The organism is Kitasatospora sp. NPDC089509, from assembly GCF_044749365.1.
GTDB lineage: Bacteria > Actinomycetota > Actinomycetes > Streptomycetales > Streptomycetaceae > Kitasatospora.
Map to the genome: position 1 here is coordinate 158988 of NZ_JBIVHS010000019.1, position 25831 is coordinate 184818.

Annotated in this window: 18 protein-coding genes; 9 read left to right on the plus strand and 9 right to left on the minus strand. The window is 73.5% G+C overall.

Annotation, left to right across the window (positions count from 1 at the left end):
* The first annotated feature begins 233 nt into the window (after window positions 1-233).
* The gene (locus ACIP4P_RS31860) at window positions 234-1034 is read left to right on the plus strand and encodes a GNAT family N-acetyltransferase (protein WP_400924403.1); all 801 of its coding nucleotides are present in this window, start codon (window positions 234-236) and stop codon (window positions 1032-1034) included.
* A gap of 39 nt (window positions 1035-1073) precedes the next feature.
* On the opposite strand, the gene ACIP4P_RS31865 is transcribed toward ACIP4P_RS31860, so the two are convergent.
* Window positions 1074-2375 carry an HAD family hydrolase gene (locus tag ACIP4P_RS31865; protein ID WP_400924405.1) on the minus strand — a complete coding sequence of 434 codons (1302 nt, stop codon included), beginning with the start codon at window positions 2373-2375 and terminating at the stop codon, window positions 1074-1076.
* A gap of 434 nt (window positions 2376-2809) precedes the next feature.
* A complete protein-coding gene (locus tag ACIP4P_RS31870) occupies window positions 2810-3226 on the minus strand; it encodes a hypothetical protein (RefSeq protein ID WP_400924408.1) in 417 nt (138 codons plus the stop codon).
* Window positions 3227-3493: 267 nt separating this feature from the next.
* Here ACIP4P_RS31870 and ACIP4P_RS31875 point away from each other — a divergent pair, with 267 nt between their 5' ends.
* Entirely contained in the window at window positions 3494-4024 is a 531-nt protein-coding gene (locus ACIP4P_RS31875) for a universal stress protein (protein WP_400924411.1), read from the plus strand.
* 221 nt (window positions 4025-4245) lie between these two features.
* Here the strand turns inward: ACIP4P_RS31875 and ACIP4P_RS31880 are convergent, their stop codons facing one another.
* The 4 genes from ACIP4P_RS31880 to ACIP4P_RS31895 all read right to left on the minus strand — a co-directional run bounded on the left by ACIP4P_RS31880 (window position 4246) and on the right by ACIP4P_RS31895 (window position 10843).
* Entirely contained in the window at window positions 4246-5436 is a 1191-nt protein-coding gene (locus ACIP4P_RS31880; protein WP_350518074.1) for an acyl-CoA dehydrogenase family protein, read from the minus strand.
* A gap of 186 nt (window positions 5437-5622) precedes the next feature.
* Window positions 5623-6633 carry a hydroxymethylglutaryl-CoA lyase gene (locus tag ACIP4P_RS31885; RefSeq protein ID WP_400924414.1) on the minus strand — a complete coding sequence of 337 codons (1011 nt, stop codon included), beginning with the start codon at window positions 6631-6633 and terminating at the stop codon, window positions 5623-5625.
* On the minus strand, window positions 6630-8933 hold the full coding sequence (locus ACIP4P_RS31890; RefSeq protein ID WP_400924416.1) for an acetyl/propionyl/methylcrotonyl-CoA carboxylase subunit alpha: 2304 nt from the start codon (window positions 8931-8933) through the stop codon (window positions 6630-6632). Before ACIP4P_RS31890 ends, ACIP4P_RS31885 begins: the two co-directional genes overlap by 4 nt.
* A 197-nt stretch (window positions 8934-9130) precedes the next feature.
* A complete protein-coding gene (locus tag ACIP4P_RS31895) occupies window positions 9131-10843 on the minus strand; it encodes a carboxyl transferase domain-containing protein (RefSeq protein ID WP_400924419.1) in 1713 nt (570 codons plus the stop codon).
* A gap of 134 nt (window positions 10844-10977) precedes the next feature.
* On the opposite strand from ACIP4P_RS31895, the gene ACIP4P_RS31900 reads away from it, so the two are divergent.
* Together ACIP4P_RS31900 and ACIP4P_RS31905 are read left to right on the plus strand one after the other, a co-directional pair.
* Window positions 10978-11673, plus strand: coding sequence for a TetR/AcrR family transcriptional regulator (locus tag ACIP4P_RS31900; RefSeq protein WP_400924421.1), 696 nt, complete (start codon window positions 10978-10980; stop codon window positions 11671-11673).
* A 323-nt stretch (window positions 11674-11996) separates the two neighbouring features.
* Complete coding sequence (locus ACIP4P_RS31905; RefSeq protein WP_400924424.1) at window positions 11997-16067, plus strand: ABC transporter ATP-binding protein; 4071 nt, start codon at window positions 11997-11999, stop codon at window positions 16065-16067.
* A 74-nt stretch (window positions 16068-16141) separates the two neighbouring features.
* Here the strand turns inward: ACIP4P_RS31905 and ACIP4P_RS31910 are convergent, their stop codons facing one another.
* Complete coding sequence (locus tag ACIP4P_RS31910; RefSeq protein WP_400924426.1) at window positions 16142-17155, minus strand: ATP-grasp domain-containing protein; 1014 nt, start codon at window positions 17153-17155, stop codon at window positions 16142-16144.
* A gap of 135 nt (window positions 17156-17290) precedes the next feature.
* On the opposite strand from ACIP4P_RS31910, the gene ACIP4P_RS31915 reads away from it, so the two are divergent.
* Window positions 17291-17815, plus strand: coding sequence for an NUDIX hydrolase (locus ACIP4P_RS31915; protein ID WP_400924427.1), 525 nt, complete (start codon window positions 17291-17293; stop codon window positions 17813-17815).
* On the opposite strand, the gene ACIP4P_RS31920 is transcribed toward ACIP4P_RS31915, so the two are convergent.
* Window positions 17812-19203: a hypothetical protein gene (locus ACIP4P_RS31920; RefSeq protein WP_400924429.1), complete on the minus strand. Its 1392-nt coding sequence runs from the start codon at window positions 19201-19203 to the stop codon at window positions 17812-17814. The two genes, ACIP4P_RS31915 and ACIP4P_RS31920, sit on opposite strands and share 4 nt — an antisense overlap.
* 138 nt (window positions 19204-19341) lie before the next feature.
* Window positions 19342-20394 carry an ABC transporter substrate-binding protein gene (locus tag ACIP4P_RS31925; RefSeq protein WP_400924443.1) on the minus strand — a complete coding sequence of 351 codons (1053 nt, stop codon included), beginning with the start codon at window positions 20392-20394 and terminating at the stop codon, window positions 19342-19344.
* Window positions 20395-20726: 332 nt separating this feature from the next.
* Here ACIP4P_RS31925 and ACIP4P_RS31930 point away from each other — a divergent pair, with 332 nt between their 5' ends.
* The 4 genes from ACIP4P_RS31930 (at window position 20727) to ACIP4P_RS31945 (ending at window position 25481) form a co-directional block, all read left to right on the plus strand.
* Complete coding sequence (locus ACIP4P_RS31930) at window positions 20727-22298, plus strand: APC family permease (protein WP_400924445.1); 1572 nt, start codon at window positions 20727-20729, stop codon at window positions 22296-22298.
* A gap of 208 nt (window positions 22299-22506) precedes the next feature.
* Window positions 22507-23646 carry a tryptophan--tRNA ligase gene (gene trpS, locus ACIP4P_RS31935; protein ID WP_400924431.1) on the plus strand — a complete coding sequence of 380 codons (1140 nt, stop codon included), beginning with the start codon at window positions 22507-22509 and terminating at the stop codon, window positions 23644-23646.
* A gap of 145 nt (window positions 23647-23791) precedes the next feature.
* A complete protein-coding gene (locus tag ACIP4P_RS31940; protein ID WP_400924433.1) occupies window positions 23792-24754 on the plus strand; it encodes an LD-carboxypeptidase in 963 nt (320 codons plus the stop codon).
* Between the two features lie 52 nt (window positions 24755-24806).
* A complete protein-coding gene (locus tag ACIP4P_RS31945) occupies window positions 24807-25481 on the plus strand; it encodes a nucleoside/nucleotide kinase family protein (RefSeq protein WP_400924435.1) in 675 nt (224 codons plus the stop codon).
* Window positions 25482-25831 lie beyond the last annotated feature (350 nt).

A 25831-nucleotide genomic window follows, 5' to 3' on the forward strand; every position in this document is an offset into this window, starting at 1 on the left:
GCAACGGTGGCTGGTTGTCGCGGGGCGGTTCCTGGGGCGTCCGGCTTCCGGGCGCCCGGTCGGCGGGTCTGGGCTGCGGATTTGCCCAAGCGGGAGGGCGAGGCGCGAAATTGACCGAAAATCGGCGGTGCACGAGAGGGCGCACGGGCGCCGACCGTGCGCCTCCCGGGCTCCATCCGGCCAGTGCCCGGACGGCCCGACCGGCGACACCGCCACCGGGCTACCGTCCTGCCGTGAACACCGACAGCCGGCTCGAACAGGCCAACGACAACGCCGCCGCCTTCTGGCTCACCCAGGCCCGTGTGCACGGCTGGCGCTCCCACGTCCGACCGGGCCTCACCGCGGTCCGCTGCGCCCGCACCCCGGACGACTCGCAGCGCTTCGTGGTCACCCGCCCCTACGCCGAACCGGCCGACGTGGAACAGCAGTTGGCCGACCTACTGGACGAATGGAAGACCGTCCGCTTCACCCTGGAAGACCCGTACGGCGGGCTCGACCTGACCCGCTTCGGGGCCGTCCGGATACCGATCATGCCCGTGATGGCCCGGGAGTTCGGCCCGGTCGAGGGCGTCGCCGACGGGCTGCCGGCCGTCTCCAGGGCGCACGGCGGCGGCGCCCTGACGGTCGATGAGGTGCTGGACGACGACACCTTCGCGCTGGTCGAGCGGACCGTCGTGGACGGCTTCCCGCTGCCCGCCCGACAGCCCTGGGTGCGGGGTGACGCCCTCCCGGCGCAGCTGCTGCGCGAACCCGGCTGCCGGGCCTGGGCGGGCCGGATCGACGGTGCGCCGGCGGGCGCCTGCCTCACCTTCGACGACGGGACCGCCACCGGGGTGTACTGGGTCGCCACCCTGCCTGACCAGCGCGGTCAGGGTGTGGCCAAGGCCGTCCTGCAGACCGCCCTGGCCCACGTCCACCCGGGTCGCCCGGCCACCCTGGTCGCCACCTCGGCGGGCGAACCGCTCTACCGCAAGCTCGGCTTCACCGCCCTCGCCCCCACCTGCTGGTGGAGCCGTACCTCGGTGGGCGGCTGACCGGCGGGGGCGCGGTCGGCTGCGCCCCGGGGGTGACTGCTACTGGCCGACCGCCGCCGCCGCGGCGGAAGCGGTGGCGGGGGCCGGTGTCGCGGCGAGGGGTCCCGTGGTGCGTGGTGCCGCGCCGACCGGAACCACAACAGCGCGTGCTGCCAGGGTAGTTGGAGCGGTGCCCGGCACCGCGGCGAACACGGTTCGCGCCAGTCCGGCCCCACGCGTACCACCGGTCCCACCAGTACCCCCGGCCCCACCGGCCTCCGTACGCAGGGGCGTCGGCCGCGCCGTCGCGCCCGGCCGTTCGCCGTTCGCGCCCGGCGCCGCCCCGTCGCCCGACCGCAGGTCGGCGCCCGTCCCGGCCCCCGGTCCTCCGGGGACTCCGGAGCGCTGGAGGCCGTCGGCGCTCGCGGCAAACCCGCCTGATCGGTTTCGGACACCGGATCCGGCTCCGGAACCCGCGGCAACCGCCGTCCCGGTGTCCACGGAAACGGGCGCATTCGGTCTTCCCGGGGCGGATGCCGTCGGGCGTGCGCCGGGCCGCGAGCCGAGCAGCGCCGTCGCGCGGAGCGCGGCCCCGGCCGCCTGCCGTCGACCCGGCCCGCCCGCGCGGACCCCCGTCTGGACCCCGGCCTGAACCCCCGCCTGGACGCCGGGCCGCATGCCCGGCCGGGCCGAGGGTGCGTTGCGCGCGGCCAGCACCAGGCCGACCGCCTCCGGCAGACCGGCCGCCTTCAGCGTCGGCCGGTAGCCGTTCTCGGCCCACGGCCGGCCGTGGTGCAGCCAGACGCTGCGCAGCCCGGCCAGTTCGGCACCGGCGATGTCGGCCGGCGCGTGGTCCCCGACCATCCAGGTGTGCGCCGCCCAGTCCCCGGTCGGCCGGATGCCGCACCGCCGGGCGGCTATCTCGAAGATCAGCGGATCCGGTTTGACGCAGTCGGCCTCCTCGGAGATCACCCAGCCGTCGACCAGTGGCCCCAGCCCGGTCCGTCGGATCTTCTCCAACTGCGGTCGGGTGCCGCCGTTGGAGACGATTCCGAGCGTCCACCCGGCCGCCCGCGCCGCCCGCAGTGCCTCGATGTTCCGGATCGGGCAGTGGATGTGGGAGTTGATGCCGCGTCGGAAGTGCGCGAGCAGGAACTCGACGGAGGCGTCCAGGCCGTAGCGGCGCCGAACGGCGGACAGTACGGTGCTGCGCGGCACGTAGCCGCCGCCGTCGAGGGTGACGAACCAGTCCAGGTCGCCGGGCGGCAGGCGGTGTTCGGACAGGAAGTCCTGCGCCCAGGCCCGGTAGGCGGCGTCCCGGGGGAGCAGCGTGTTGTCGAGGTCGAACAGGAGCAGGGGCATGCCGAGCATGGTGCCAGCGGCCGCGCCTATGCATCTGGCAAATGCCGGACTGCGTCGCGAAGCCGTACGAAGTGGCTGAAACGGCCCGGACACCGGACGGACGGGGTGGTCCCGGACGGACCGGAGCGCCGACGGGGACGCGCGGGGCGTGACGGTTGGCGACGTGCCGCAACGGATCGTCGCCAATCCATGACAGTCCGGTCACGGTGTCCCACGGGCCTGTTGCGCCTCCCGGCCCGCTCAGTCAAGCTCCTTAGAACCTCCGTTCTGGAGGGGGCGCGATCGCCTGCGGGCAGGGCGCACTTCCGCGGCGGGCGCATCCTCCTTTCGCGGGAACAACGTCGCTCCGGGGCTTCGCCGCTGGGCTGGGCCCCTTGCCCGTCGTACTCTGAAAGGAACAGGTCACATACGGTGCTGCGCGGCGCTGACCGACGTCATCCCGTGAGCGGGCCTGCTGCCCGGGCAGCGTTGTCCTCTCCTGTCGGCCCCTCTCCCTTGAAGAGCCGTGAGCCATGGCTGGTTTTGAGTCGTCCCGACCGGTCGGACCGGACACGTCCCGCGGTGCGGGCGCAGGCCCCCGGGAAGACGGCGTCCATCCGCACCTCGACCCGGTCGACGGGCAGCCCGACGAGCGCCGCGACGAACGGCCGGACGGACACGCCGAAGGCCGTACGGGCGACCGCGCCGACTTGGACGACCGCGCAGGCCTGGACGATCTCGCCGACCCGGGTGACGGCGCCGATGTGGCGGGCCGCGCGGATCCGGCCGAACTCACCGACCCTGCCGAGCTCGCCGGCCGACGTGACGGCTCGGCCGACCCACCCGGCGAGCCGACCGGAGCCCCGCAGCACGACCCGCGTCGCGATTCACCCGACGGTCCAGCCGCTGCCCCGCACGCCGAACTCCCGCCCGGCCGTGGGTCGGTCGGTGGATCGGACCGGGAGCGGACCGGTGCCGGCGAAGCGGCCCGACCCGTCGCCGCGAACCCCGAGCACCCCGAACCCCGAGGCTTGGCGCGCGCTCTGCGCAGCCTCAGCCGGGTCGGCCTCGCCCGCCGTGACCGCTCAGCGCCCCGCCAGCGGAGCGACGGGCGACCGGGCGCCGCTGCGGAGTCCCCGGTGACGGGCCACCCCGGCCCCGGTGCCGATCGTCCGGACACGGCGTCCGGCCGGGTCGGCGGGCACACCGGGCCGTCGGGGAAGGACGCGCCCGGGCACGTCCTCGATCCGGTGTTCCAGCATGGCGTCGTGGTCGGCTTCGACGGTTCGCTGTCGAGCGAGCGCGCCCTCGCCTACGCGGTCGGCATGGCCCGCAGGTCGCAGTGCGGCCTGGTGATCGTGCACGTCGCCAACCGTCTGCCCGCCACGGTCTGGGCAGGCTGTGAACCTCCCGTCTTCGTCGACCTCCCGGACCACCGCACGGAGGTGCTCGGCCTGGAGCTCGCCTGTGCGGACTTCCTCGCGGGGGTGCCGTGGATCCTGATCGAGCGGGGCGGCGACATCTGCCACGAGATCGAGGAGGTCGGCCGTGAGTACGCCGCCGACGCGATCGTCGTCGGCACGACGCACGGCCTGCTCGGCAAGATCTTCGGCTCGGTCTCCGGGCGGCTGGCGCGGCGGGCCAACCGCCCGGTGATCGTGATCCCCTGAGGGTTCCGCGGACGCCCGCGAGCTCCGGTCAAACCCCTTGAACGCCTTGCCTGTTGCTGCTCCTGATGCCTCCTCCGGGGTCTCCTCCTGTGCCTTCCGTGGCGGCCTGCGCCGCCCCGGTGCGTCCCTGGGCTTGTTCGGTCGGCTCCTCAACACCCGTTGCGGAGCGGTGGGTCGGCCCGGTCGGCTCGGCTCAGGAGGTGACCCTCAGGAAGGGATCGTCACGAAGTGACGCCGAGCTGCCGGGCGATGAGCATGCGCTGGACTTCGGACGTGCCCTCCCCGATTTCGAGAATCTTGCAGTCGCGCCAGAAGCGGGCGACCGGGAATTCGTTCATGAAGCCGTACCCGCCGTGGATCTGGGTCGCCTCGCGGGCGTTGTCGACGGCGGCCTCGGACGAGTACAGCTTCGCGATCGCGGCCTCCTTCTTGAACGGTTCGCCGTGCAGCAGCCGGGAAGCGGCGTCCCGCCAGGCCAGGCGGGAGGTGTGGGCGCGCAGCTCCATGTCGGCAAGCTTGAACTGGATGGCCTGGTTGGCACCGATCGGGTGGCCGAAGGCCCGCCGGGTGCCGGCGTACTTGACGGACTCGTCGACGCAGCCCTGGGCCAGGCCGGTGGCCAGGGCCGCGATCGCGATGCGGCCCTCGTCGAGGATCCGCAGGAACTGGGCGTAGCCTCGGCCACGCTCGCCCAGCAGGTTGGCCGCGGGGACGCGGCAGTCGGTGAAGGACAGTTCGCGGGTGTCGGATGCGTTCCACCCGACCTTGGAGTACTTCTTCGAGACCTGGAACCCGGGGGTCCCGGTGGGCACGATGATGGAGGAGATCTCCCGTACGGGCGAGCGGAATTCGCCTTCTTCACTCGAACGAGCGAGCGGTTCGGTGAGCGCGGTGACGGTGACCAGTCCGGTGATGTCGGTGCCGGAGTTGGTGATGAAGCACTTGGTGCCGTTGATGACCCACTCGTCGGTGGCCTCGTCGTACCGCGCGGTGGTGCGGGTGGCCCCGGCGTCCGAACCGCCCTCGGGTTCGGTGAGGCCGAAGGCGCCGAGGAGCTCGCCCGAGGTCAGCCGGGGCAGCCACTCGCGCTTCTGCTCCTCGGTGCCGAAGCGGTGGATCGGCATCGCGCCGAGCGAGACGGCGGCCTCCAGGGTGATCGCCACCGAGGAGTCCACGCGGGCGAGTTCCTCCAGGACGAGGCCGAGCGCGAAGTAGTCGCCGCCCATGCCGCCGTACTCCTCCGGGAAGGGCAGACCGAACAGGCCCATCCGCCCCATCTCGCGGACGATCTCGTACGGGAACTCTTCCCGCTCGTAGAACTCGCCGATCTTCGGGGCCACCACGTCCTTGGCGAACTCGGCGACGGTGCGCCGCAGTTCCTCGTACTCGCTGCTGAGCCGGTGGTCGAGCATCTGATCCTCCTGGTGCCCGGCCGGGGCGGCCGCGGGCGGTGAGCGGATGACCGGCGTCCGTCTGACGGTGTGACGGTCGCACGGTGTGGTTGGCGGATGAACGTGGACGGAGACGGAAGAAGGCGGACGACGAGGTGCCCCGGCACCGGCCCCGGGTCGGGAAGGCCGGCCCCGGTGGGGGAGCGGTCAGCCCCGGGTGGTGCCGAGCAGCGCCTGGACGGTGCGGGAGGGGCTCGGCCGGCCGAGGCGCTCGGCCATCCAGCCGCTGGTCGCGACCAGTGCGCGCAGGTCGACACCGGTCCGGATGCCGAGTCCGTGCAGCATCCACACCAGGTCCTCGGTGGCCAGGTTGCCGGTGGCGCTCTTCGCGTACGGGCAGCCGCCCAGGCCGCCGGCCGAGGCGTCCACCGTGGTGACGCCCTCGCGCAGCGCCGCCAGGGTGTTGCTGAGCGCCTGGCCGTAGGTGTCGTGGAAGTGCACGGCGAGTCGGCCGACGGGCACGCCGGCCTGGGCGAAGCCGCCCAGCAGGGCGCCGACCTGGCCGGGTGTGGCCACGCCGATGGTGTCGCCGAGGCTCAGCTCCGCGCAGCCCATCTCCAGCAGTTGCACGCCGTACCGGACCACCTGGTCCAGCGGGACGGGCCCCTCCCAGGGGTCGCCGAAGCACATCGAGAGGTAGCCGCGGACCGCGACCCCGGCCTCGGCGGCCCGGGTCACGACCGGGCGGAACATCGCCATGGCCTCGTCCGCCGAGCGGTTGAGGTTGCGCCGGGCGAAGGTCTCGGTGGCGCTGGCGAACACCGCGACGTCGGTGGCGTGGTGGGCCAGCGCGCGGTCGAGGCCGCGCTCGTTGGGCACCAGGACCGGCAGCCGCAGGCCGGGGTGGCGGTCCGGAAGGTCGGCGAGCCGGGGCATCAGGTCCTCGGCGTCGGCGAGCTGGGGTACCCATTTCGGGTGAACGAAGCTGGTCGCCTCGACGGTCCGCAGCCCGACGGCGGCGAGTCGGCCGATGAACTCCGCCTTGACCTCGACGGGCACCAGGGAGCTCTCGTTCTGCAGCCCGTCGCGCGGTCCGACCTCGTGGATCCGGACCGCCTCGGGCAGGCCGGGGGCGCGGACCGGGGAGGGCAGGCCGAGGTCGAGGGTGTCGGGCTCGCGGGCCGGGGTCCCCTGGTCCGGGCGCTCTTGGGACGTCATGACCGCACCTCCACGGGCTCGGCGGCCGGCTCGGCCGGGGCCACCACGACCAGCAGGTCCTCCATCGCGACGGTGGCGCCCGCGGTGGCCCGCAGCTCGGCCACCACGCCGTCGTGCGGTGCGGCGATCACGTGTTCCATCTTCATGGCCTCCAGCACGAGCAGGGGCTGGCCCTTGCGGACCGTCTCGCCCGCCGTGGTCTTGACGACCGTGACGGTGCCGGGCATCGGGGCGGTCAGCGCGCCGTGGTGCGCCGAGGCCCCGGCGGCGCTCTCGACGACCGGGTCGTAGCCGTGCATCGGCCAGGCGTCGCCCTCGACGCCGAGCCAGGTCACCGGGCCGCCCGCGAGACCGGGGGTGGCGTCGGTGGCCAGGGCGAACGCGGTCTGCAGGCCGTCGACGGTCAGGTGCAACCGGTCGGCCGCCAGGGTCGCGCGGGCGCGGTGCACCGGGCCGGCATCGAGCCGGAGCTCCACCTCGCGGGCGCTCCCGGGGGAGTTGTCAGTGGGGTGGGTTACGTTGCCCGCAGTGATCGAACGGATGCGCACCGAGACCGGGTCCTGGCCGGGGGTACGGAGTCGGTGGGTGGTCCAGGCGGGGGTGCCGACCAGGCGCCAGCCGGAGGGAAGGGAGAACGGGTCGGTCCAGCCGCCGGGGTCGGCGGCCGGGGTGAGTTCCAGGTGCCGTGCCAGCGCGGCCGCGAAGTAGAGGAGGTGGGCGGGTGACGGCGATTCGGTCGGCGCGACGGCGTCCAGGTCCGCGGCCCCGGTCGGGGCGGTCGCTTCCGGGATGGCCGTGTCCGATGGTGCCGCGCTCGACGTCGCTGCCGCGACCGACGACGCCGCCGCGTTCGACGGCGAGTGGGGCGCCACGAGCAGGGCCGGCTGCTGCTGGGCCGTCTGTTCCACCAGGCCGGTGTCCAGTCGGCCGGCGACGACCTCGGGGTGGGCGAGCAGTCGGCGCAGGAAGCCGGTGTTGGTGGTGACACCCAGGATGCGGGTGTCGGCCAGCGCGGCGCGGAGCCGGCGCAGCGCGGTCGGGCGGTCGGGCCCGTACGCGATGACCTTGGCGAGCATCGGGTCGTAGGCGCTGGTGACGACGGTTCCGGGGGCGATCCCGGAGTCGACGCGGATGCCCTCGCCCCGGGGCTCGTCCAGGGTGAGGATGCGACCGCCGGTGGGCAGGAAGTCCCGTTCCGGGTCCTCGGCGCAGATGCGGGCCTCGATGGCGTGGCCCAGGAAGGAGATGTCGGACTGGGTGAAGGAGAGCGGCTCGCCCGAGGCGACGCGCAGTTGCCACTCGACCAGGTCCAGTCGGGCCGCGTCCGGCCCGACGGCGACGGCGAGTTCGGTGACGGGGTGTTCGACCTGGAGGCGGGTGTTCATCTCCATGAAGAAGAAGTCCCGCACCCCCTCGGCGGCGGAGGCGGGGGCGTCCGGGTCGATGCCGGGGACGATGAACTCCACGGTGCCGGCCCCGGTGTAGCCGCAGGACTCGGCGGCACGGACGGCCGCGGCGCCCATCGCGGCGCGGGTCTCCGCATTGAGCAGAACGGAGGGAGCCTCTTCGATCAGTTTCTGGTGGCGGCGCTGCAGGCTGCACTCGCGCTCGCCGAGGTGGACGGTGGTGCCGTGGGCGTCGGCCAGCACCTGCACCTCGATGTGGCGCGGCCGGTCGACCCAGCGCTCCAACAGCAGGGTGTCGTCACCGAACGCGGTCCGGGCGACGCGGCGGGCGGCGGCGATCTCGGTGGGCAGCTCGGCCGGGTCCCGCACCAGACGCATGCCCTTGCCGCCACCACCGGCGGAGGGCTTGAGCAGGACGGGGTAGCCGATCTCGTCGGCGGCGGCGACGAGGTCCTCGTCGGTGGGCGCGGTGGCCTGGCTGCCGGGGACCACGGGGACGCCGGCGGTCCGGACGGCCTCCTTGGCGTTGATCTTGTCACCCATCAGCTCGACCGCACCGGGAGGTGGTCCGATGAAGACGAGGCCCGCGTCGGCGCAGGCGCGGGCGAAGCCGGGGTTCTCGGCGAGGAAGCCGTAACCGGGGTGGACGGCCTGGGCGCCGGTGCGGTGGGCGGCGGCGAGGATCTGGTCGGTGCGCAGGTAGGTCTCGGCCGCGGAGCTGTCGCTGCGGTCGGCCGGGCCGAGCCGGACCGCGACGTCGGCCTCGCGGACGTGCGGCGCGTCGGCGTCCGCGTCGCTGAACACGGCGACCGAGCGGACGCCGAGCCGCCGCAGGGTGCGGATCACCCGCAGCGCGATCTCGCCGCGGTTGGCGACCAGAACTGTGTCGAACATGGGAGGCGTTCCTCCGGGTCGAGGGGAGCCGTGAGTAGGAGGTGGCGGTGGGCGGTCGAGGCGCCGACCCGGTCGTCGGGCCGGCGCCGCAGGAGTCACACCCGGAAGGGAGGGAGCACATCGGAGCGGTCACCGGACGGTGGGAGCACCCGCCGGGCGGCGGAGCGGCCACCGGGCGAACGCGCCGGCGGACGGCGTCACATGCGGAAGACGCCGTACGGAGCGGGCGGTGCCAGCGGGGCGTTGGCGCAGGCGGTGAGGGCGAGCCCGACGACGGTGCGGGTGTCCATCGGGTCGATCACACCGTCGTCCCAGAGCCGGGCGGTGGCGTAGTAGGCGTTGCCCTGCCGCTCGTACTGCTCGCGGACCGGGCGTTTGAACTCCTCCTCCGCCTCGGCCGGCCACTCCTCGCCGTGTCCCTCCAGCTGGTCGCGACGGACGGTGGCCAGGACGGAGGCCGCCTGTTCGCCGCCCATCACGGAGATCTTGGCGCCCGGCCACATCCACAGGAAGCGGGGTGAGTAGGCCCGGCCGCACATCGAGTAGTTGCCGGCCCCGTACGAGCCGCCGACCACCACGGTCAGCTTCGGGACCCGGGTGCAGGCGACGGCGTTGACCATCTTGGCGCCGTGCTTGGCGATGCCGCCCGCCTCGTACTGCCGGCCGACCATGAAGCCGGTGATGTTCTGCAGGAAGAGGAGGGGGATGCCGCGCTGGTCGCACAATTCGATGAAGTGGGCGCCCTTGAGGGCCGATTCGGAGAACAGCACGCCGTTGTTGGCGACGATGCCGACCGGGTGGCCGTGGATCCGGGCGAAGCCGGTGACCAGGGTCGCGCCGTACTCGGCCTTGAACTCGGCGAAGCGGCTGCCGTCGACCAGCCGGGCGATCACCTCGCGCACGTCGTAGGGCGTGCGCGGGTCGACCGGGACGGCACCGTACAGGCCGGCCGGGTCGACGGCCGGGGGCTCGACCGGGGTGAGCGGCCACGGCTTGGCCGACCGCGGGCCGAGTCCGGACACGATGGTGCGGACGATGGAGAGGGCGTGGGCGTCGTCCTCGGCCAGGTGGTCCGTCACGCCCGAGGTGCGGGAGTGCAGCTCGCCGCCGCCCAGCTCCTCGGCGGTGACCACCTCGCCGGTGGCGGCCTTCACCAGTGGCGGTCCGCCCAGGAAGATCGTGCCCTGGTTGCGGACGATCACCGCCTGGTCGCTCATCGCCGGGACGTAGGCGCCGCCGGCCGTGCAGGAGCCGAGCACCGCGGCGATCTGCGGGATGCCCGCGGCCGAGAGCCGGGCCTGGTTGTAGAAGATCCGGCCGAAGTGGTCGCGGTCCGGGAAGACCTCGTCCTGCATCGGGAGGAAGGCGCCGCCGGAGTCCACCAGGTAGATGCAGGGGAGGCGGTTCTCCAGCGCGACCTCCTGGGCGCGCAGGTGCTTCTTCACCGTCATCGGGTAGTAGGTGCCGCCCTTGACGGTGGCGTCGTTGGCGACCACCACCACCTCGCGTCCGGTGACCCGGCCGACCCCGGCGATCACCCCGGCCGCGGGCGCGGCGCCGTCGTACATCCCGTCGGCGGCCAACGGGGCCAGCTCCAGGAACGGCGAGGCCGGGTCGAGCAGGGTGTCCACCCGGTCGCGGGGGAGGAGCTTGCCGCGCGAGGTGTGCCGGGCGCGGGCCTTGGCGCCGCCGCCGAGGGCGGCCGCGTCGAGCTTCGCGCGCAGTTCGGCGACCAGGGCCTGGTGCGCCTCGGTGTTGGCCCGGTAGGCCGCGGAGCCCGGGTCGGCGGAGGTGCCGAGCCGGGGAGCCGGAGCGGCGGCGCCCGGAGATACGGCGCCCGGGGCCGCCGCGGTGCCGTTCGCTGTGCTGAACCGGACGCCGGAGGGCGAGCCGGTGGTTGAGATGACCATTCCCAAGAGCTCCCTTGCCCTCGGCAGCAGGCGGGCGGGCCGAGTGCGGTGCGCCCGTGGTTCCATACGTTAATTAACGTTAACTTACGCGCCCAGGTTAACGGTCGATAACCCGACTGTCTACGATGGGCAGCATGCCGAACGTCCCCGCAGCCTCCGCGCTCCCACGCCGTGACCAGATCCGCAAGGAGGCCGCCCGGCTGTTCGCCGCCCGGGGCTTCCTCGGTGTGGGTGTGGACGAGATCGGCAAGGCCGTGGGCATCAGCGGCCCCGGCCTCTACCGTCACTTCGCCGGCAAGGACGCGATGCTGGCCGACCTGCTGATCGGCATCAGTGAGCGCCTGCTGGAGGAGGGGCGCCGCCGGGCGGGTGGCGGCGACGGCCCGGCCGCCGCGCTGGACGCGCTGATCAGCGGCCACGTCGACTTCGCGCTGAACGACCGCGACCTGATCACCCTGCACGACCGCGAGCTGCTGAACCTCAAGGAGGAGGACCGCCGTACCGTCCGTCGGCTCCAGCGCGGCTATGTGGAGCTGTGGGTGGACGTGGTCCGGCAGGCCCATCCGCCGCTCGCCGCCCCCGCTGCCGAACCGGTGGCGCGGGCCGCCGTGCACGCGGTCTTCGGCCTGATCAACTCGACCCCGCACAGCCTCGGCCCGAACCCGGCCCAGGGCGAGCGCGCCGGACTCCAGCGCGACGGCATGGCCGCGCTGCTGCACACCCTCGCCCACGGTGCGTTCGCGGCGGCGGCGGAGTCGACCGCCGATCCGGCCGATCCGGCCGGCTCCGGCCCCGTCGGTTCGGTGCGCTCCGCGTCCACCGACTCCTAGGCCGCGGCGTCGAGCCCGCCCGTCGACTCACCCGCGCCCCTTGGTCGGGGGCCGCCCGTGGCCGGCCGGAGAGGGCCTAGGTCCAAAGGACGGCGCCCGCCCGCCCCCGGGTCGCTGGGCGGGTGCCGGGTCGTCGGCGACGCTTGAGGCAGAGGCGCACCGTTGGGTCGCAGTCGCGCGCGATCGGGAATCACCGCTGGCCGCAGGCTGTTGCCCAGTCCGCCGGACCGGACGATCCGGGCCGCCCGGAGTCAGTCCCGACCGCCTCGTGCGGCCGGAAAAACCATGGCGGCCACCCGATGAAATGGTTAGCATCCCTAAATATGCCCGAGACTCACGGATCCATGGTGGAGCAATCCCCGAGCGGCCCACCGGCCCCCGGCTCGAACCGGGAGGCCCCCGGTGACGGCCCGCACACCGCCGACCCGCGCCCCGAGCCGGGTGCGAACGCCGACCTGGGCGCGAACGCCGGCCCGGGAGCGAACGCCGGCCCGGGAGCGAACGGCAGCCCGGGCGCGGACCCGTCCGTGACCCGGACCGACGGCTGGCTGCGCCGCCTGATCGGCTACAGCTGGCGGTCGCGCCGGAGCCTGCTGCTGGCCTTCGGCGCCTCGCTGCTCGGCATGGCCGTCACCGCGCTGGTGCCGCTGGTCACCAAGCTGATCATCGACGACGTCATCGTCGCCCACACCCGCTCGCTGACCCCGTGGGCCGTGGTGCTGCTGGTGGCGGCCGTGGTGGTCTTCGGCTGCACCCAGGTCCGCCGCTACTACGGCGGCCAGCTGGCCCTCGACGTCCAGCACGACATGCGCAGCGACCTGTTCCGCTCGCTCGGCCGGCTCGACGGTCACCGGCAGGACCGGCTGGACACCGGCCAGGTGGTGGGGCGTGCGACCTCCGACCTCCAGCTGATCAACGGCCTGCTGTCGATGCTGCCGATGATGACCGGCTACCTGCTGATGTTCGTCATGTCGGTGGGCGTGATGGTCTGGCTGTCCGCGCCGCTGACCCTGATCGCCCTGGTCATGGCCCCGGCCCTGTGGTGGGTCAGCGTGCGCAGCCGCAAGCGCCTGTTCCCGGCCACCTGGGCCGCCCAGCAGGAGGCGGCCGCCGTCGCGGGCGTGGTGGACGGCGCGATCGGCGGCGTCCGGGTGGTCAAGGGCTTCGGTCAGGAGGCGCAGGAGCGGGACAAGCTGGAGCAGGTCTCCCACAACCTGTTCGCCGCCCGACTCCGCTCGATACGCCTCAACGCCCGCTACAACCCGGCGATGCAGGCGATACCGGCCCTGGCCCAGGTCGCGGTGCTGGCCTTCGGCGGCTGGCTGGCCGTCGACGGGCGGGTCTCGCTCGGGACCTTCGTCGCCTTCTCCACGTACGTCGCGCAGATGACCGGTCCGGTGCGGATGCTGACCATGGTCATCACGGTCGGCCAGCAGGCCCGGGCGGGTGTGGAGCGGGTCCTGCAGCTGATCGACGAGCGTCCGCTGGTCCAGGAGCGCCCGGACGCGGTCGCGCTGGACCTCACCCGGGGCGCCACCGCCTCGGCCGGCGGCTCCGACGCAGGCAGCTCCGACGCCGGCTCCCGCCGCTCCGACGCCGACAGGTCCGACAGCTCCGACGCCGGGGCCGCCACGACCGGCCCCCGGACCCCCGACGTGGCCCTGGAGTTCGACCAGGTCGAGTTCCGTTACGACCCCGAGCACCCCGCCCCGGTCCTGCACGGCCTCAGCCTGCGGCTGGCCCCCGGCGAGACCCTCGCCCTGGTGGGCGCCTCCGGCTCCGGCAAGTCGACGGTGGCCCAGCTGGTGCCCCGCTTCTACGACCCGGCGGTCGGCGCGGTCCGCCTCTACGGCCACGACCTGCGCGACCTCACCCTGGACTCGGTCCGGGCGGCGGTGGGCATCGTCCCCGAGGAGAGCTTCCTCTTCTCGGAATCGGTCCGCACCAACATCGCCTACGGCCGCCCGGACGCCACCGATGAGCAGGTCGTCGCCGCCGCCCGCGCCGCCCAGGCCGACGAGTTCGTCCGGGCGCTGCCGGAGGGCTACGAGACCAAGGTCGGCGAGCAGGGCCTGACCCTCTCCGGCGGCCAGCGCCAGCGCATCGCCCTGGCCCGGGCGATCCTCACCGACCCCGGGATCCTGCTGCTGGACGACGCCACCTCGGCCGTCGACCCGCAGGTCGAGGCGGAGATCCACGACGCGCTGCGCTCGGTGATGACCGGCCGCACCACGCTGCTGATCGCCCACCGCCGTTCGACCCTCCAGCTCGCCGACCGGATCGCCGTCCTGGACCACGGCCGACTGCTGGACCTCGGTACGCACGAGGAACTCGAAGCCCGATGTCCCCAGTACCGGGCCCTGATCACCGACCCCGAGGCCGGTCGCGCCCCCGAGCCGCAGTCCGCGACCGAGCAGCCCGCGAAGGACCAGCCGACGACCGGCCAGCCCGCGACCGGGCACGAGCGGCCCGCGCAGCAGGAACAGGGCCAGACTCCCGAACTCCCCACCCCCGCCCTCGTCAAGGCCGCCCGCACCGCCGACCCCGACCTGCTGGCCAAGGTCGCCGCCCTCCCGCCGGCCGCCGACGTCCCCGCCGTCCCCCGCGCCGAAGCCGAGGCCGGTGACCCCGACTTCAGCCTCGGCCGCCTGCTGCGCCCCTTCCGCACCCCGCTGCTGATCGCCTTCCTGCTGGTCGCCCTCGACGCGGCCGCCGGCCTGGTGCTGCCGGTGCTGATCCGGCACGGCATCGACGAGGGCGTGCGCAAGGGCCTGATGTCCGGCGTCGCGGTGGCCTCGGTCATCGCCCTGGTCGTGGTCCTGCTGGACTGGCTGGTGCAGAGCAGCGAGAACCTGGTCAGCGGCCGTACCGGCGAGCGGGTGCTGTACACCCTCCGGCTCAAGATCTTCGCCCACCTGAACCGGCTCGGCCTGGACTACTACGAGCGCGAGCTGACCGGCCGGATCATGACCCGGATGACCACCGACCTGGACTCGCTGACGTCGTTCCTGCAGACCGGCATGGTCACCGCGGTGGTCAGCCTGCTGACCTTCGCCGGGATCTTCGTGGCCCTGCTGGTCATCGACGCCGGCCTGGCCCTGGTGGTCTTCGCGGTGCTGCCGCTGCTGGTGGTCGCCACCCTGGTGTTCCGCAAGAAGTCCAAGGACCAGTACGAGCGCTCCCGCGACCTGATCAGCACGGTCAACGCCGACCTGCAGGAGAACGTGGCCGGCATGCGGATCGTCCAGGCCTTCCGTCGGCTGGACACCAACACGGACCGCTTCGTGGCGCGTGGCATCGCCTACCGCGAGGCCCGGGTCCGGGCGCAGTTCTACATCTCGCTGTACTTCCCGTTCGTCCAGTTCCTCTCCAGCGTGGCCGCCGCGCTGGTACTGATCGTGGGCGCCGCCCGGGTGGACGCGGGAACGCTGACGGTCGGCGCGCTGGTCGCGTACCTGCTCTACATCGACCTGTTCTTCGCCCCGGTCAACCAGCTGTCCCAGGTGTTCGACGGCTACCAGCAGGCCGCGGTGGGCCTCGGCCGGATCCGGGAACTGCTGCGCACCCCGACCACCACGGCCGAGGCGGCCGACCCGGTCCCGGTGCCGGAGGGCCTGCGCGGCGAGATCAGCTTCGAGGGCGTCGGCTTCGCCTACAACGGCGGCGCGGACGGGGCCCCGGACGTGCTGAGCGGTGTCGACCTGCGGATACCCGCGGGGCAGACGGTGGCGCTGGTCGGTGAGACCGGCGCGGGCAAGTCGACGCTGGTCAAGCTGGTGGCGCGGTTCTACGACGCCACCGCGGGCACCGTCCGGGTGGACGGGGTGGACCTCACCCGGTACGACCTGGCCCAGTACCGCCACCGCTTGGGCGTGGTGCCGCAGGAGGCCTACCTGTTCGCGGGCACGGTCCGGGAGGCGATCGCCTACGGCCGCCCGGACGCCTCGGCGGCCGAGGTGGAGGCGGCGGCCCGGGCGGTCGGCGCCCACGAGATGATCGTCGGGCTGTCGGACGGCTACGACCACGAGGTCGCGGGCCGTGGGCGAAACCTTTCGGCAGGCCAGCGCCAGCTGATCGCACTGGCCCGGGCCGAACTGGTCGACCCGGACATCCTGCTGCTGGATGAGGCCACCGCGGCGCTCGACCTCGCCACCGAGGCCGCGGTCAACCGGGCCGCGGAGCGGCTCAGCGGCGGCCGGACCACCCTGGTCATCGCCCACCGCCTGACCACCGCCGAACGCGCGGACCGGGTGGTCGTGCTGGACCACGGCCGGGTGGTCGAGGACGGCACCCACACCGAACTGCTGGCCCTGGACGGGACGTACGCCCGGCTCTGGCGGGCGTTCATCGCGGAGGGCCACCCGGCACCGGCCGGGGCGGTCGCCGCCGGGTAGCCCCGACCCCACGGTCCGCCCGCCTGCCGGTCCGGCAGGCGGGCGGACCGCGGAACAGGCCGGCCCCAGGAGCGTCAGGCGGCGATCAACGAGGCCAGCAGTCCCGAGGCGTCGACCCCGCGCGGCAGGTCGCTCACCTGCCCGTCCCCGACCTCCACCACCCGCCAGCCGGAGCCGTCGGCCCGGCTGGCGAGGTCGGTGGTGACGAAGCGGCAGCCGAGTCTTCGCACCAGCGCGGGCACTTCGCTGAGGTCGGGGTCGACCCGCTGGTGCGGGGCGTCCGGGTGCGGCCCGACCAGGATCGGCCGGCCGTCCAGCCACCACACCCGGGCCTCCACCGCCCGCCCCCCGCAGTCCGCCCCATCCGTGCCGTCCGGGCCATCTGCGCCGTCCGGGCCATCTGCGCGGTCCAGGCAATCTGCGCGGTCCGGGCCGTCTGCGCCGTCCGCAGGGCGCGCGGTGTCCCGAAGCGGTCCGCCGGTGCGTTCGAACTCCTCGTACCGTCGCAGCACCACCCCGCCGGCCAGGAACTCGCCCTGCAGCTCGACGAACCGTCCGACCACCCGGCCGACGGCCGCCAGGTCCGCCAACTCCGGTACGTAGCAGGCCTCGTGCCACTCGTGCTTGCGCGACTTCACGTAGTCCTTGACGATCGCCGGCCCGCTCCCGCCGAGCCGGGTCGCCGCGTCCGCCAGCTCCTCCGGCGTGGGGGCCGCCGTTCCCTTGGCCGGGATCCACACGCTGGGCGGGGTCGCGCCCTCGAACACCCCGTACCAGCCAGGCAGTTCGTGGGCCGCCGCGTAACCGGGCGGGCTGGTCAGCAGGTTGCCGCCGCGGGCGGTGAGCGCGGCGGCGAACTCGGCGTACCGGGTGGAGGGGAGCATCCAGCCCCGGTACCAGAGCGGTCCGCCGCCCTGGGGCACCCGCTGGACCGCCTCCTCGGCGCGCCCGCCGAGCAGCGCGTCGTGGTCGACCAGATGGTGCTCGCCGCCCAACTCCCGGAGCAGCCGGGCCTCCCAGGCGAAGTGCGGATCGGGCCGACGCGGGTTGAGCGGATCGGCGGGAAAGAGCATCGAGGGTACGGGCATGGCGGTCAGGGTACGGCCAGCGGGCCGCCGACGGCCCCGGCTCGACGGCGGTTCGCTGCCCCGGATCGGCTCAAGTGGGCGGGCGGGACGGTGAATTCGATCGACGCACGGTCCGGGCGCTGTCAGAGTGTCCCGATGCGAAGACTGCTGCGACCGCGCAAACGCGTTCCCCGTCGGGCCGCCCGCACCGTGGTCCTGGACGCGAACGGCTCGGTGTTCCTGCTCCGTTCGGACAACGACGAGGTCGGCGTCCACTGGACCATGCCGGGCGGCGGACTGGAACCGGGCGAGAGCCCGCGGGACGGTGCCCGGCGCGAACTGGGGGAGGAGACCGGCTGGACCGACCTCGAACCGGGCCCGCTGCTCTGCACCTGGGAACACGACTTCACCTGGCACGGCACCCCGGTCCGCCAGCACGAACACATCTACCTGACCGGCGGACCGCATCGCGGCCCGGTCGGCGACGTCAGCGCGGTGCACGCCCAGGACCGGATCCTCGACTGGCGCTGGTGGACCCCGGCCGACCTCGTCGACGAGAACGCCGACGCGCTCTGGCCGCCCACGCTCCCGGAACTGCTGGAACCCGTCCGCGGGGGCTGGGCGGTCGACGGGCGCCCTCCGGTGCCCGTCGACCTCGGGTACGTCCCGAACGCCCGCTAGCCGCGCGCGCTGTTCCCGCCGCCGTTCCCGCCGCGCCGGGCCCGCCCGGTCGGTCCGGCCGGGCCGATCTCCCAGCCGTGCAGGTCCAACTCCCGGTCGTGCAGCGCCCAGGGGTTCATCCGTACGGTCAGCCGGGTGGTGGCCAACTGCTCGACGGTGAGCCCGGTTTCGGCGATCAGCTGCTCGGTCGACACCGAGACGGCGATCGCGGGACGCCAGGAGGGCAGGACGACCAGGCTGGTCCCGCGGCCGACCCGGATCGGCTCGGCCGCCACCCGGACCGGTGTCCGCTCCTCCGGGCGGCCGACCGCCTCCGGCTGGACCGGGCTGCCGCCGATCAGGATGCCGAGCGGCGGTTCGGCCCGGGTGGCCGAGGCCGCGAACTCCGGTCCCGCGAATGCCGGTCCCGCGAATGCCGGGCCTGCGGAGGCCGGGCCGACGAACGTCGAACCGGAGACTGCCGGACCCGCGAACTCCTGGGCGGCGAACTCCGAGGTCGTGAACGGCCGGGCCCGGCCGCCCGCCAGGGGCGCGCGGTCGGCCACCACCCCCGTTGCACCGGTCGGTTCACCCGCCCACCCCGCACCGCGCGGTTCCGCTCCGGTCGGGTCGGTCGCGGCCGTCTCCCGTGCGGTCGCCTCCTGCCCGGTCCGGTCGGTCTGCGGATGCATCCGGCGCAGTCGGCGGGAGGGTGACGGCCGTCGCGAGCCGAGGCCGCGGACCTCCGCGTGCGTCGAACGGGGCACCGGCGCGGGCCGGTTGCCCTCCGACGGTGCTGTCGGCTGCTGGAACCGGACGAACCCCGCCCCGGCCCCGCCGAAGGCGCCGCTCCCGGCCGCCTCCTCCGCAGCCCCGGTCTCCTCGACGGCCCCGGCCCCCTCCGTAGCCCGGGCCTCCTCGGCCCCGACGGAGGGGTCGTCCGCGGCCTCTCCGAGCAGCGCCCGCACCTCCGCCACGGACCGGCGGCACGCGGCCGCCAGTTCGGCGACCGAGCGCCCCTCGGCGCGTGCGGCCCGCAGCCGTTCGGTGAACGCCGTCCGGAGCCGGTCGGTGGTCGCATCGCCGTCGGCCGTGGCGCGTCGGAGCTGCGCCTCGACGTCCTCCGGGGTGCGCGGCTGCGGCACCGAGTCGTGACGGGCCGGAGCGCCCGCTGCGACCGGCGCGCAGACCGTACCGCCGTCGGCCGCCGCCGCGACCGCGCACAGCGTCGCCGCCGGGCCAGGAGCCCCCGGGCCGGGCGCCTCCGGGGCAGTCGGGCCGGCAACGGGCGCGTCGGCAGCGGCAGTGCCGGCCACGGGTGGCAGGCCGCCCGGGGGCGGGCATCCGGCGCCGTCCGCGGTCGGGCCGGGTAGGGCGGAGTCGGTGGAACTGGGGTGGAGCGAGGTCATCGGCGGGCCCTTCGGCGGACGGTCCCGACGATCCTCCCGCACCGCGCGACCAGCTCCAAGCGTCATTCCCGGGCGTGTGCCCGGGAGCCCGGCGGCGCGACCAGGGGATCAGCGCCGCTGCCCACCCGGCGGATCGGCTCAACTCCCGTGTGAGACAAATCCCTTGAGGTCGGCGAGCACCGCGTTGGCCGCCGCGACGCCGAGCCCGAGGAACCAGGTCTCGTCCGAAACCGGCCGGGCCTGACCGGACTTGACCGCGCCGAGCGTCTTCCAGAGCGCGCCCCCGAGCACCGCGTCCTGGTTGGTCGAACTGGGGCTGCCGTAGACGCCGTAGAAGATCCAGTCGGCGTCGGCCCGGTCGATCTGTTCCGGGCTGACCTCCACCGCGAGTTCCTTGACCTGCTCGATCTTCGGCTGCGGCAGCGGCACGTCGGTGAGGATGGTGCCGATGAAGGAGAGTTCGGCGTAGAGCCTGGTCCGGCCCGGCATGAAGCGCAGCGGCGTGATGGTGGGCCGCTTGTCGCCGAGCCCGGCCCCGATCGCGGTGGCGGCCGCCTGGTACGCGTCGAGCTGGGCCTGCGCCTCGGCCTGGAGGCCGAAGGGGCTGGCGTTGAGCAGGAAGTTCTGCTTCCAGGGGTAGCCGGGGCGCAGCGAGAAGACGGTCGGCGCGATCTTCGACAGCTGGGCGTACTGGTCCTGGGCGCGCAGCTGGCTGCCGAGGATCAGGTCGGGCTTGAGTGCGGCGATCGCCTCCAGGTTGAGGCTGTTGATGGTGCCGACGGCGGCGGGGCTGCCCGCCTTGTCCTTCAGGTAGGACGGCAGCGACTTGGACCCGTCGGTGTGGACGACGCCGACCGGCTGGATGCCGAGCGAGACGACGTTGTCGAGTTCGCCGGTGTCCAGCACCACGACCCGGGTGGGCCGGGCCGGGATGACGGTCTCGCCCATGGCGTGCTTGACGGTGCGCGGGTAGACGCCGGCGGCGGCGTCGGTGCCGAAGCCCTTCATCTTCTCGATCACGGTGGCGTAGTCGTCGCCGCCCTGCTTGACGGACTTCTGGTCGGGGGAGCCGCCGCTACCGGGCTTGGCGCTGTTCCCGCCGCCTCCGCCGCTCTCGCCGCCGCCCGAGCCGCCGGAGCTGCCGCAGGCGCTGAGCAGCCCGCCGAGGCCGAGCACGGCGGCGCCGGTCAGTCCGGCGGTGAGGAAGCGGCGTCGCCCGGGGGTGCGGAGGGCGGTGGCTCGGAGGTCGGGGGTCGGGCCGTCGGTGTGGGGGGTCACGCGACGCTCCTTCACGGGTCGGGACCGGGCAGTCGGGGCCATCGGGTCAGATATCGGAGTTAGGTGAGGCAAACCTATCCCGCTGCCCGCCGTGCCCGTCGGACGGGGGTGTCCGCGGAGCCGTCAAAAGTCATCGTAAGTGCATAAAATCACCAAGAGTTGGTCTATTCAACCTTCCTCATCCGCCTTAGAGTGCGCTCGTGTTTGATCAGCAGCTCTCAGAGCGCACGAGCAGCGGCCGGGCAATGGCGCCCGGCGCTCCGCAGGGTGCCCCGGTCAGTGGCACCAGTGGTGGCGTTCCCGAACCGGGAACAGCTGGGGGAGCGGGGGACAAGGGCCTGCGGGGCAACTCGGTCGGCCTGCTGGGCAGCGTGGTGCTGGGCGTCTCGACGGTCGCCCCGGTCTACTGCCTGACCGCGACGCTGGGGCCGACGGTCACCGCGGTCGGCGTGCAGATGCCGGCGGTGTTCCTGGCCGGCTTCCTGCCGATGCTGCTCGTCGCGTTCGCGTACAAGGAGTTGAACAAGGACTTCCCGGACTGCGGAACGTCCTTCACCTGGACGGTCAAGGCCTTCGGCCCCCGGGTCGGCTGGATGGCCGGCTGGGGACTGACCGTCGCGACGATCATCGTGCTCTCCAACCTGGCCGGGGTCGCGACCGACTTCCTCTACCTGATGCTCGGTGAGATGACCGGCAGCAGTTGGGTGGCCGGGCTGGACCAGAACAAGGCCGTCCACCTGCTCACCGTGGTCCTGCTCATCGCCGGCGCCACCGCGATGAGCTACCGGGGGATGACGGCCACCAAGTGGTTCCAGTACGGCCTGGTCGGCCTTCAACTGGCCGTGCTGCTGCTCTTCTCGGCCATCGCGATCGGCAAGGCCGCCGCCGGCGACCTGCCCGACTCGATCGGCTTCTCGTTCTCCTGGCTCAACCCGCTCCAGGTCGGCTCGTTCAGCGCGTTCACCGCCGGGCTGTCGCTGTCGATCTTCATGTACTGGGGCTGGGACACCTGCCTCACCATGAACGAGGAGACCCTGGGCAGTGCCAAGACCCCGGGCCGGGCGGCCATGATCACCATGGTCACCCTGGTCGGCTCGTACCTGCTGGTCGCGATCGCCGCCCAGATGTTCGCGGGCGTCGGCAGCACCGGCAACGGCCTCGGCAACCCGGCGACCGCCGACAACGTCTTCGCCGCGCTGGCCCGCCCGGTGCTCGGCTCGCCGTGGAGCATCCTGCTCTTCCTGGCCGTCGTCGCCAGCGCCGCCGCCAGCCTGCAGACCACCTTCATCCCGGTGGCCCGCACCCTGCTCGCGATGAGCGCCTACCGCGCGGTGCCGCCCCGCTTCGGCACCGTCCACCCGCGCTTCCGCACCCCCGGCTACGCCACCGTCGCGGCCGGCCTGGCGACCGCGGTCTTCTACGTCGGCATGAGCCTGATCAGCGAGAACGTCGTCCAGGACACCATCCTGGCGCTCGGACTGATGATCTGCTTCTACTACGCGCTGACCGCCTTCTCCTGCGTCTGGTACTTCCGCCGCTCGCTCCGCGGCAGCCTGCGCGACCTGCTGCTCAAGGGCGTCGCCCCGCTGCTCGGCGGGCTCCTGCTGAGCGCCGTCTTCCTGCAGACCCTCACCGACGCCTGGTCCCCCGACTACGGCAGCGGCTCGGTGTTCGGCATCGGCTCGGTGTTCGTGATCGGCGTCGGCATCCTGCTGCTCGGCGCTGGGCTGATGACCTGGTACGGCATGATCCGGCCCGAGTTCTTCCGCGGCGAGACGCTGCGCCAGGACACCCAGGCCCTGGTCGTGGAGGACTGACGAGGACCAAACGAGGACCAACGGAGGACCGGACGCTATCGTGGGGGCATGAAGCGCTTCGTGGGCCTGTGCTGGTGGCCGTCCTAGGACGGCCACCACACTCGCCTGACCAGGGCCGTCCGGGATGGACGGCCCTGTCGCGTTTTCCCCACGGGACGGGCCCGCGCCCCGGACGGCCGCCACCACCGCCGTACCGAGGGAGAACCCCATGACCGCCACCGTCGCCACCACTGCTGCCGCCACCGTCTCCGCCACCGCCACCGTCTCCGGCGCCGCGACCGCCGATCCGACCGCGACCACTACCGCGACCGTCGACCCGACCGCCGATCTGACCGGCGCGGACCCGATCGACGACCCGGGCGCCCACCGCGTCCTCACCGGCGACCGCCCCACCGGCCCGCTCCACCTCGGCCACTACTTCGGCACCCTGCAGAACCGGGTCCGGCTCCAGGACCGGGGCGTCGAGATGTTCGTGCTGGTCGCCGACTACCAGGTCATCACCGACCGCGACATCGCCGACCGGCTCGCCGAGCACACCGAGAACCTCGTCCTCGACTACCTCGCGGCCGGCCTCGACCCCGACCGCGCCACGGTCTTCGCGCACAGCGCCGTCCCGGCCCTCAACCAACTGCTGCTGCCCTTCCTCAGCCTGGTGAGCGTCGCCGAACTCAGCCGCAACCCCACGGTCAAGGACGAGATCGCCCACTCCAGCCAGGCCGCCGTCAACGGGCTGATGTTCACCTACCCCGTCCACCAGGCCGCCGACATCCTGTTCTGCAAGGCCGACCTCGTCCCGGTCGGCCAGGACCAGCTGCCCCACCTCGAAGTCGCCCGCACCGTCGCCCGCCGCTTCAACGAGCGCTACCCGCACGCCGACGGCAGCGCCGTCTTCCCCCGCCCGCGGGCACTGCTCTCCGAGGCCCCGATGCTGCTGGGCACCGACGGCGGCAAGATGAGCAAGAGCCGTGGCAACGCCGTCGCCCTCGGCGCCTCCGAGGACGAGACCGCCCGGATCATCCGCGGTGCCAGGACCGACGCCGACCGCCGCATCACCTACGACCCGGCGGGCCGCCCCGAGGTCTCCGGCCTGGTCCTGCTCGCCGCGCTCTGCCAGGACCGCGCCCCGGAGGCGATCGCCGAGGAGATCGGCGACGGCGGTGCGGCCGCCCTGAAGCGCACCGTCACCGAGTCCGTCAACGAGTACTTCCGTCCGCTGCGCGCCCGCCGTGCCGAACTCGCCGCCGACCGCGGTCACCTGCGCCAGGTCCTGCGCACCGGTGCCGAACGGGCCAACGCCATCGCCGACGCCACCCTCGCCGAGGTGCGGGAGGTGATGGGCGCGATCTGAAGGGGCCCCCACCCCGGCCGGGCCCGCTGCCCGCCCGTCGCCCACCGACATCGGCCGGTCGACGGGCGGGCATATCGTCACCGGGCGGCCCCGACCACACCCCGGGCCCGCCCCGGCCCCGCCCCTTCCCCGAAAGGCCCGGTCCATGGACCAGCAACCGACCACGCCCGGCCAGGGACTGACCCGCCCGCGGCAGCTGAGCCCCGGCGACCACATCGCCGTCGTCGCACCCAGCGGCCCGATCGACCCCGAGCGGCTCACCGCCGGCTGCGAGATCCTCCGCTCCTGGGGCCTGCGCGTGACCGTCGCCCCGCACGTCCTCGACACCCACCCCGTCCTCGGCTACCTGGCCGGCACCGACGCCGACCGCGCCGCCGACATCCAGGCCGCCTGGCTCGACCCCACCGTCGACGCCGTCATCTGCGCCCGCGGCGGCTACGGCGTCCACCGGATCGTCGACCTGCTCGACTGGACCGCGATGCGCGCCGCCCGGCCCAAGCCCTTCATCGGCTTCAGCGACGTCAGCTCCCTGCACGAGGCCTTCGCCCAGCGCCTCGGCCTCGCCACCCTGTACGGGCCGCTGGCCGCCGGCGCCTCCTTCGTGGGCGACGGCCCCACCGCCGAACACCTGCGCCGGACCCTCTTCGAGCCCGCCACCGTCACCGTCCTCGGCTCGCCCACCGCCACCCCGCTCGTTCCCGGCCGTGCCCACGGCGTCACCGCCGGGGGCTGCCTCCACGTCCTCGCCGCCGAGCGGGGCACACCCGCCGCCCGCCCCTCCTACCGGGCCGGCATCCTGGTCCTCGAAGACGTGAACGAGCACCCGTACCAGCTCGACCGCCTGCTCACCCAGTTCCTGCGCTCCGGTGCCCTCGACGGGGTGGCCGGCATAGCCCTCGGCTCCTGGGAGGGCTGCGGACGTCCCGACCGCGTCCGGAACGTGATGCTCGACCGCCTCGGCGACCTCGGGGTGCCGGTGCTCGGGGACCTGGGCTTCGGCCACTGCCCGTCCACCCTCACCGTCCCGCTCGGCGTCCCGGCCCTGCTCGACGCGGACGCCGGCACCCTCACCCTGGACCACCCCGCCCTCGTCCCCGCCCTTCCCTGACGGCGGCTGCCGGGCCCGGACGAGCGGGGGGACAGGTGAGTAGGGTGCGGCCATGAACGAGGACCGCCTCACCGCCCTTGCCCTCGGACTCCTCCGCGGCCCGGGCAGCAACGCCCGTACGATCCTCGGACTCGTCGGCCCGCCCGGAGCCGGCAAGTCCACCCTCGCCCGTCACCTGGTCGCCGAGGTCGAGCGCGTCGAAGGCCCCGGCACCGCCTCCTACCTCCCGCTCGACGGCTTCCACCTCTCGGCCGCCCAGCTCGACCGCCTCGGCCTGACCCACCGCAAGGGCGCCCCGGCCACCTTCGACGCCCACGGTTACGTCGCCCTGCTGCGCCGGGTCGCCGCCGACCGCTTCCAGGACATCTACGTCCCCGACTTCGACCGCACCCTGGACGAACCGGTCGCCGCCCGCCACGTCGTCCGACCGCACACCCGCCTGGTCATCACCGAGGGCAACTACCTCGCCTCCTCGGACACCCCCTGGCCCGACGCCCGCCGGCTGCTGCGCGAACTCTGGTACGTCGACACCGACGACGCCGTCCGCGAGCAGCGTCTACTCCGCCGCCACCGCGAGGGCGGCCGCGACGAGGCCACCGCGCTGCACTGGGTCACCGGCAACGACCACCCCAACGGCGAGTACGTGAAGCCGGGCCGGGCGCTCTGCACCCGGACCGTCTCCGGCAGCGGGTTGCCCCTGGCGCCGGATAGGGGTAGTGTTCTCTAGTCGCTCGGCAGGGAGCACCGGACACGCATCAGTGTGGACGGTCCCGGGGCGGCCAATCCTTTGAAACACCACTTCTCGGTTCGCGCCGGGTCCTGTTTCGCGTTCTTTACGCGTTCTGGCCTGGGGCTTATTTGTCATGTGCGTTTTATCGGATTGCGGCCGGATTCGCTTTTCGGAGCGGGGATCGGCTAGAGTTTGAAACGTCGGACGGGGCGTCAAGCCGCAGAAGACACCAGCGAGTTGGATGACGAAGCCCCGGAAAACGGAGCGGAAAACATCTGGTAAGCTGGAAACACGAAAGAACGAAGCGCCCGGAGGGCCCGCTGGAAGGCGGTCCGAAGGAAGCGTCC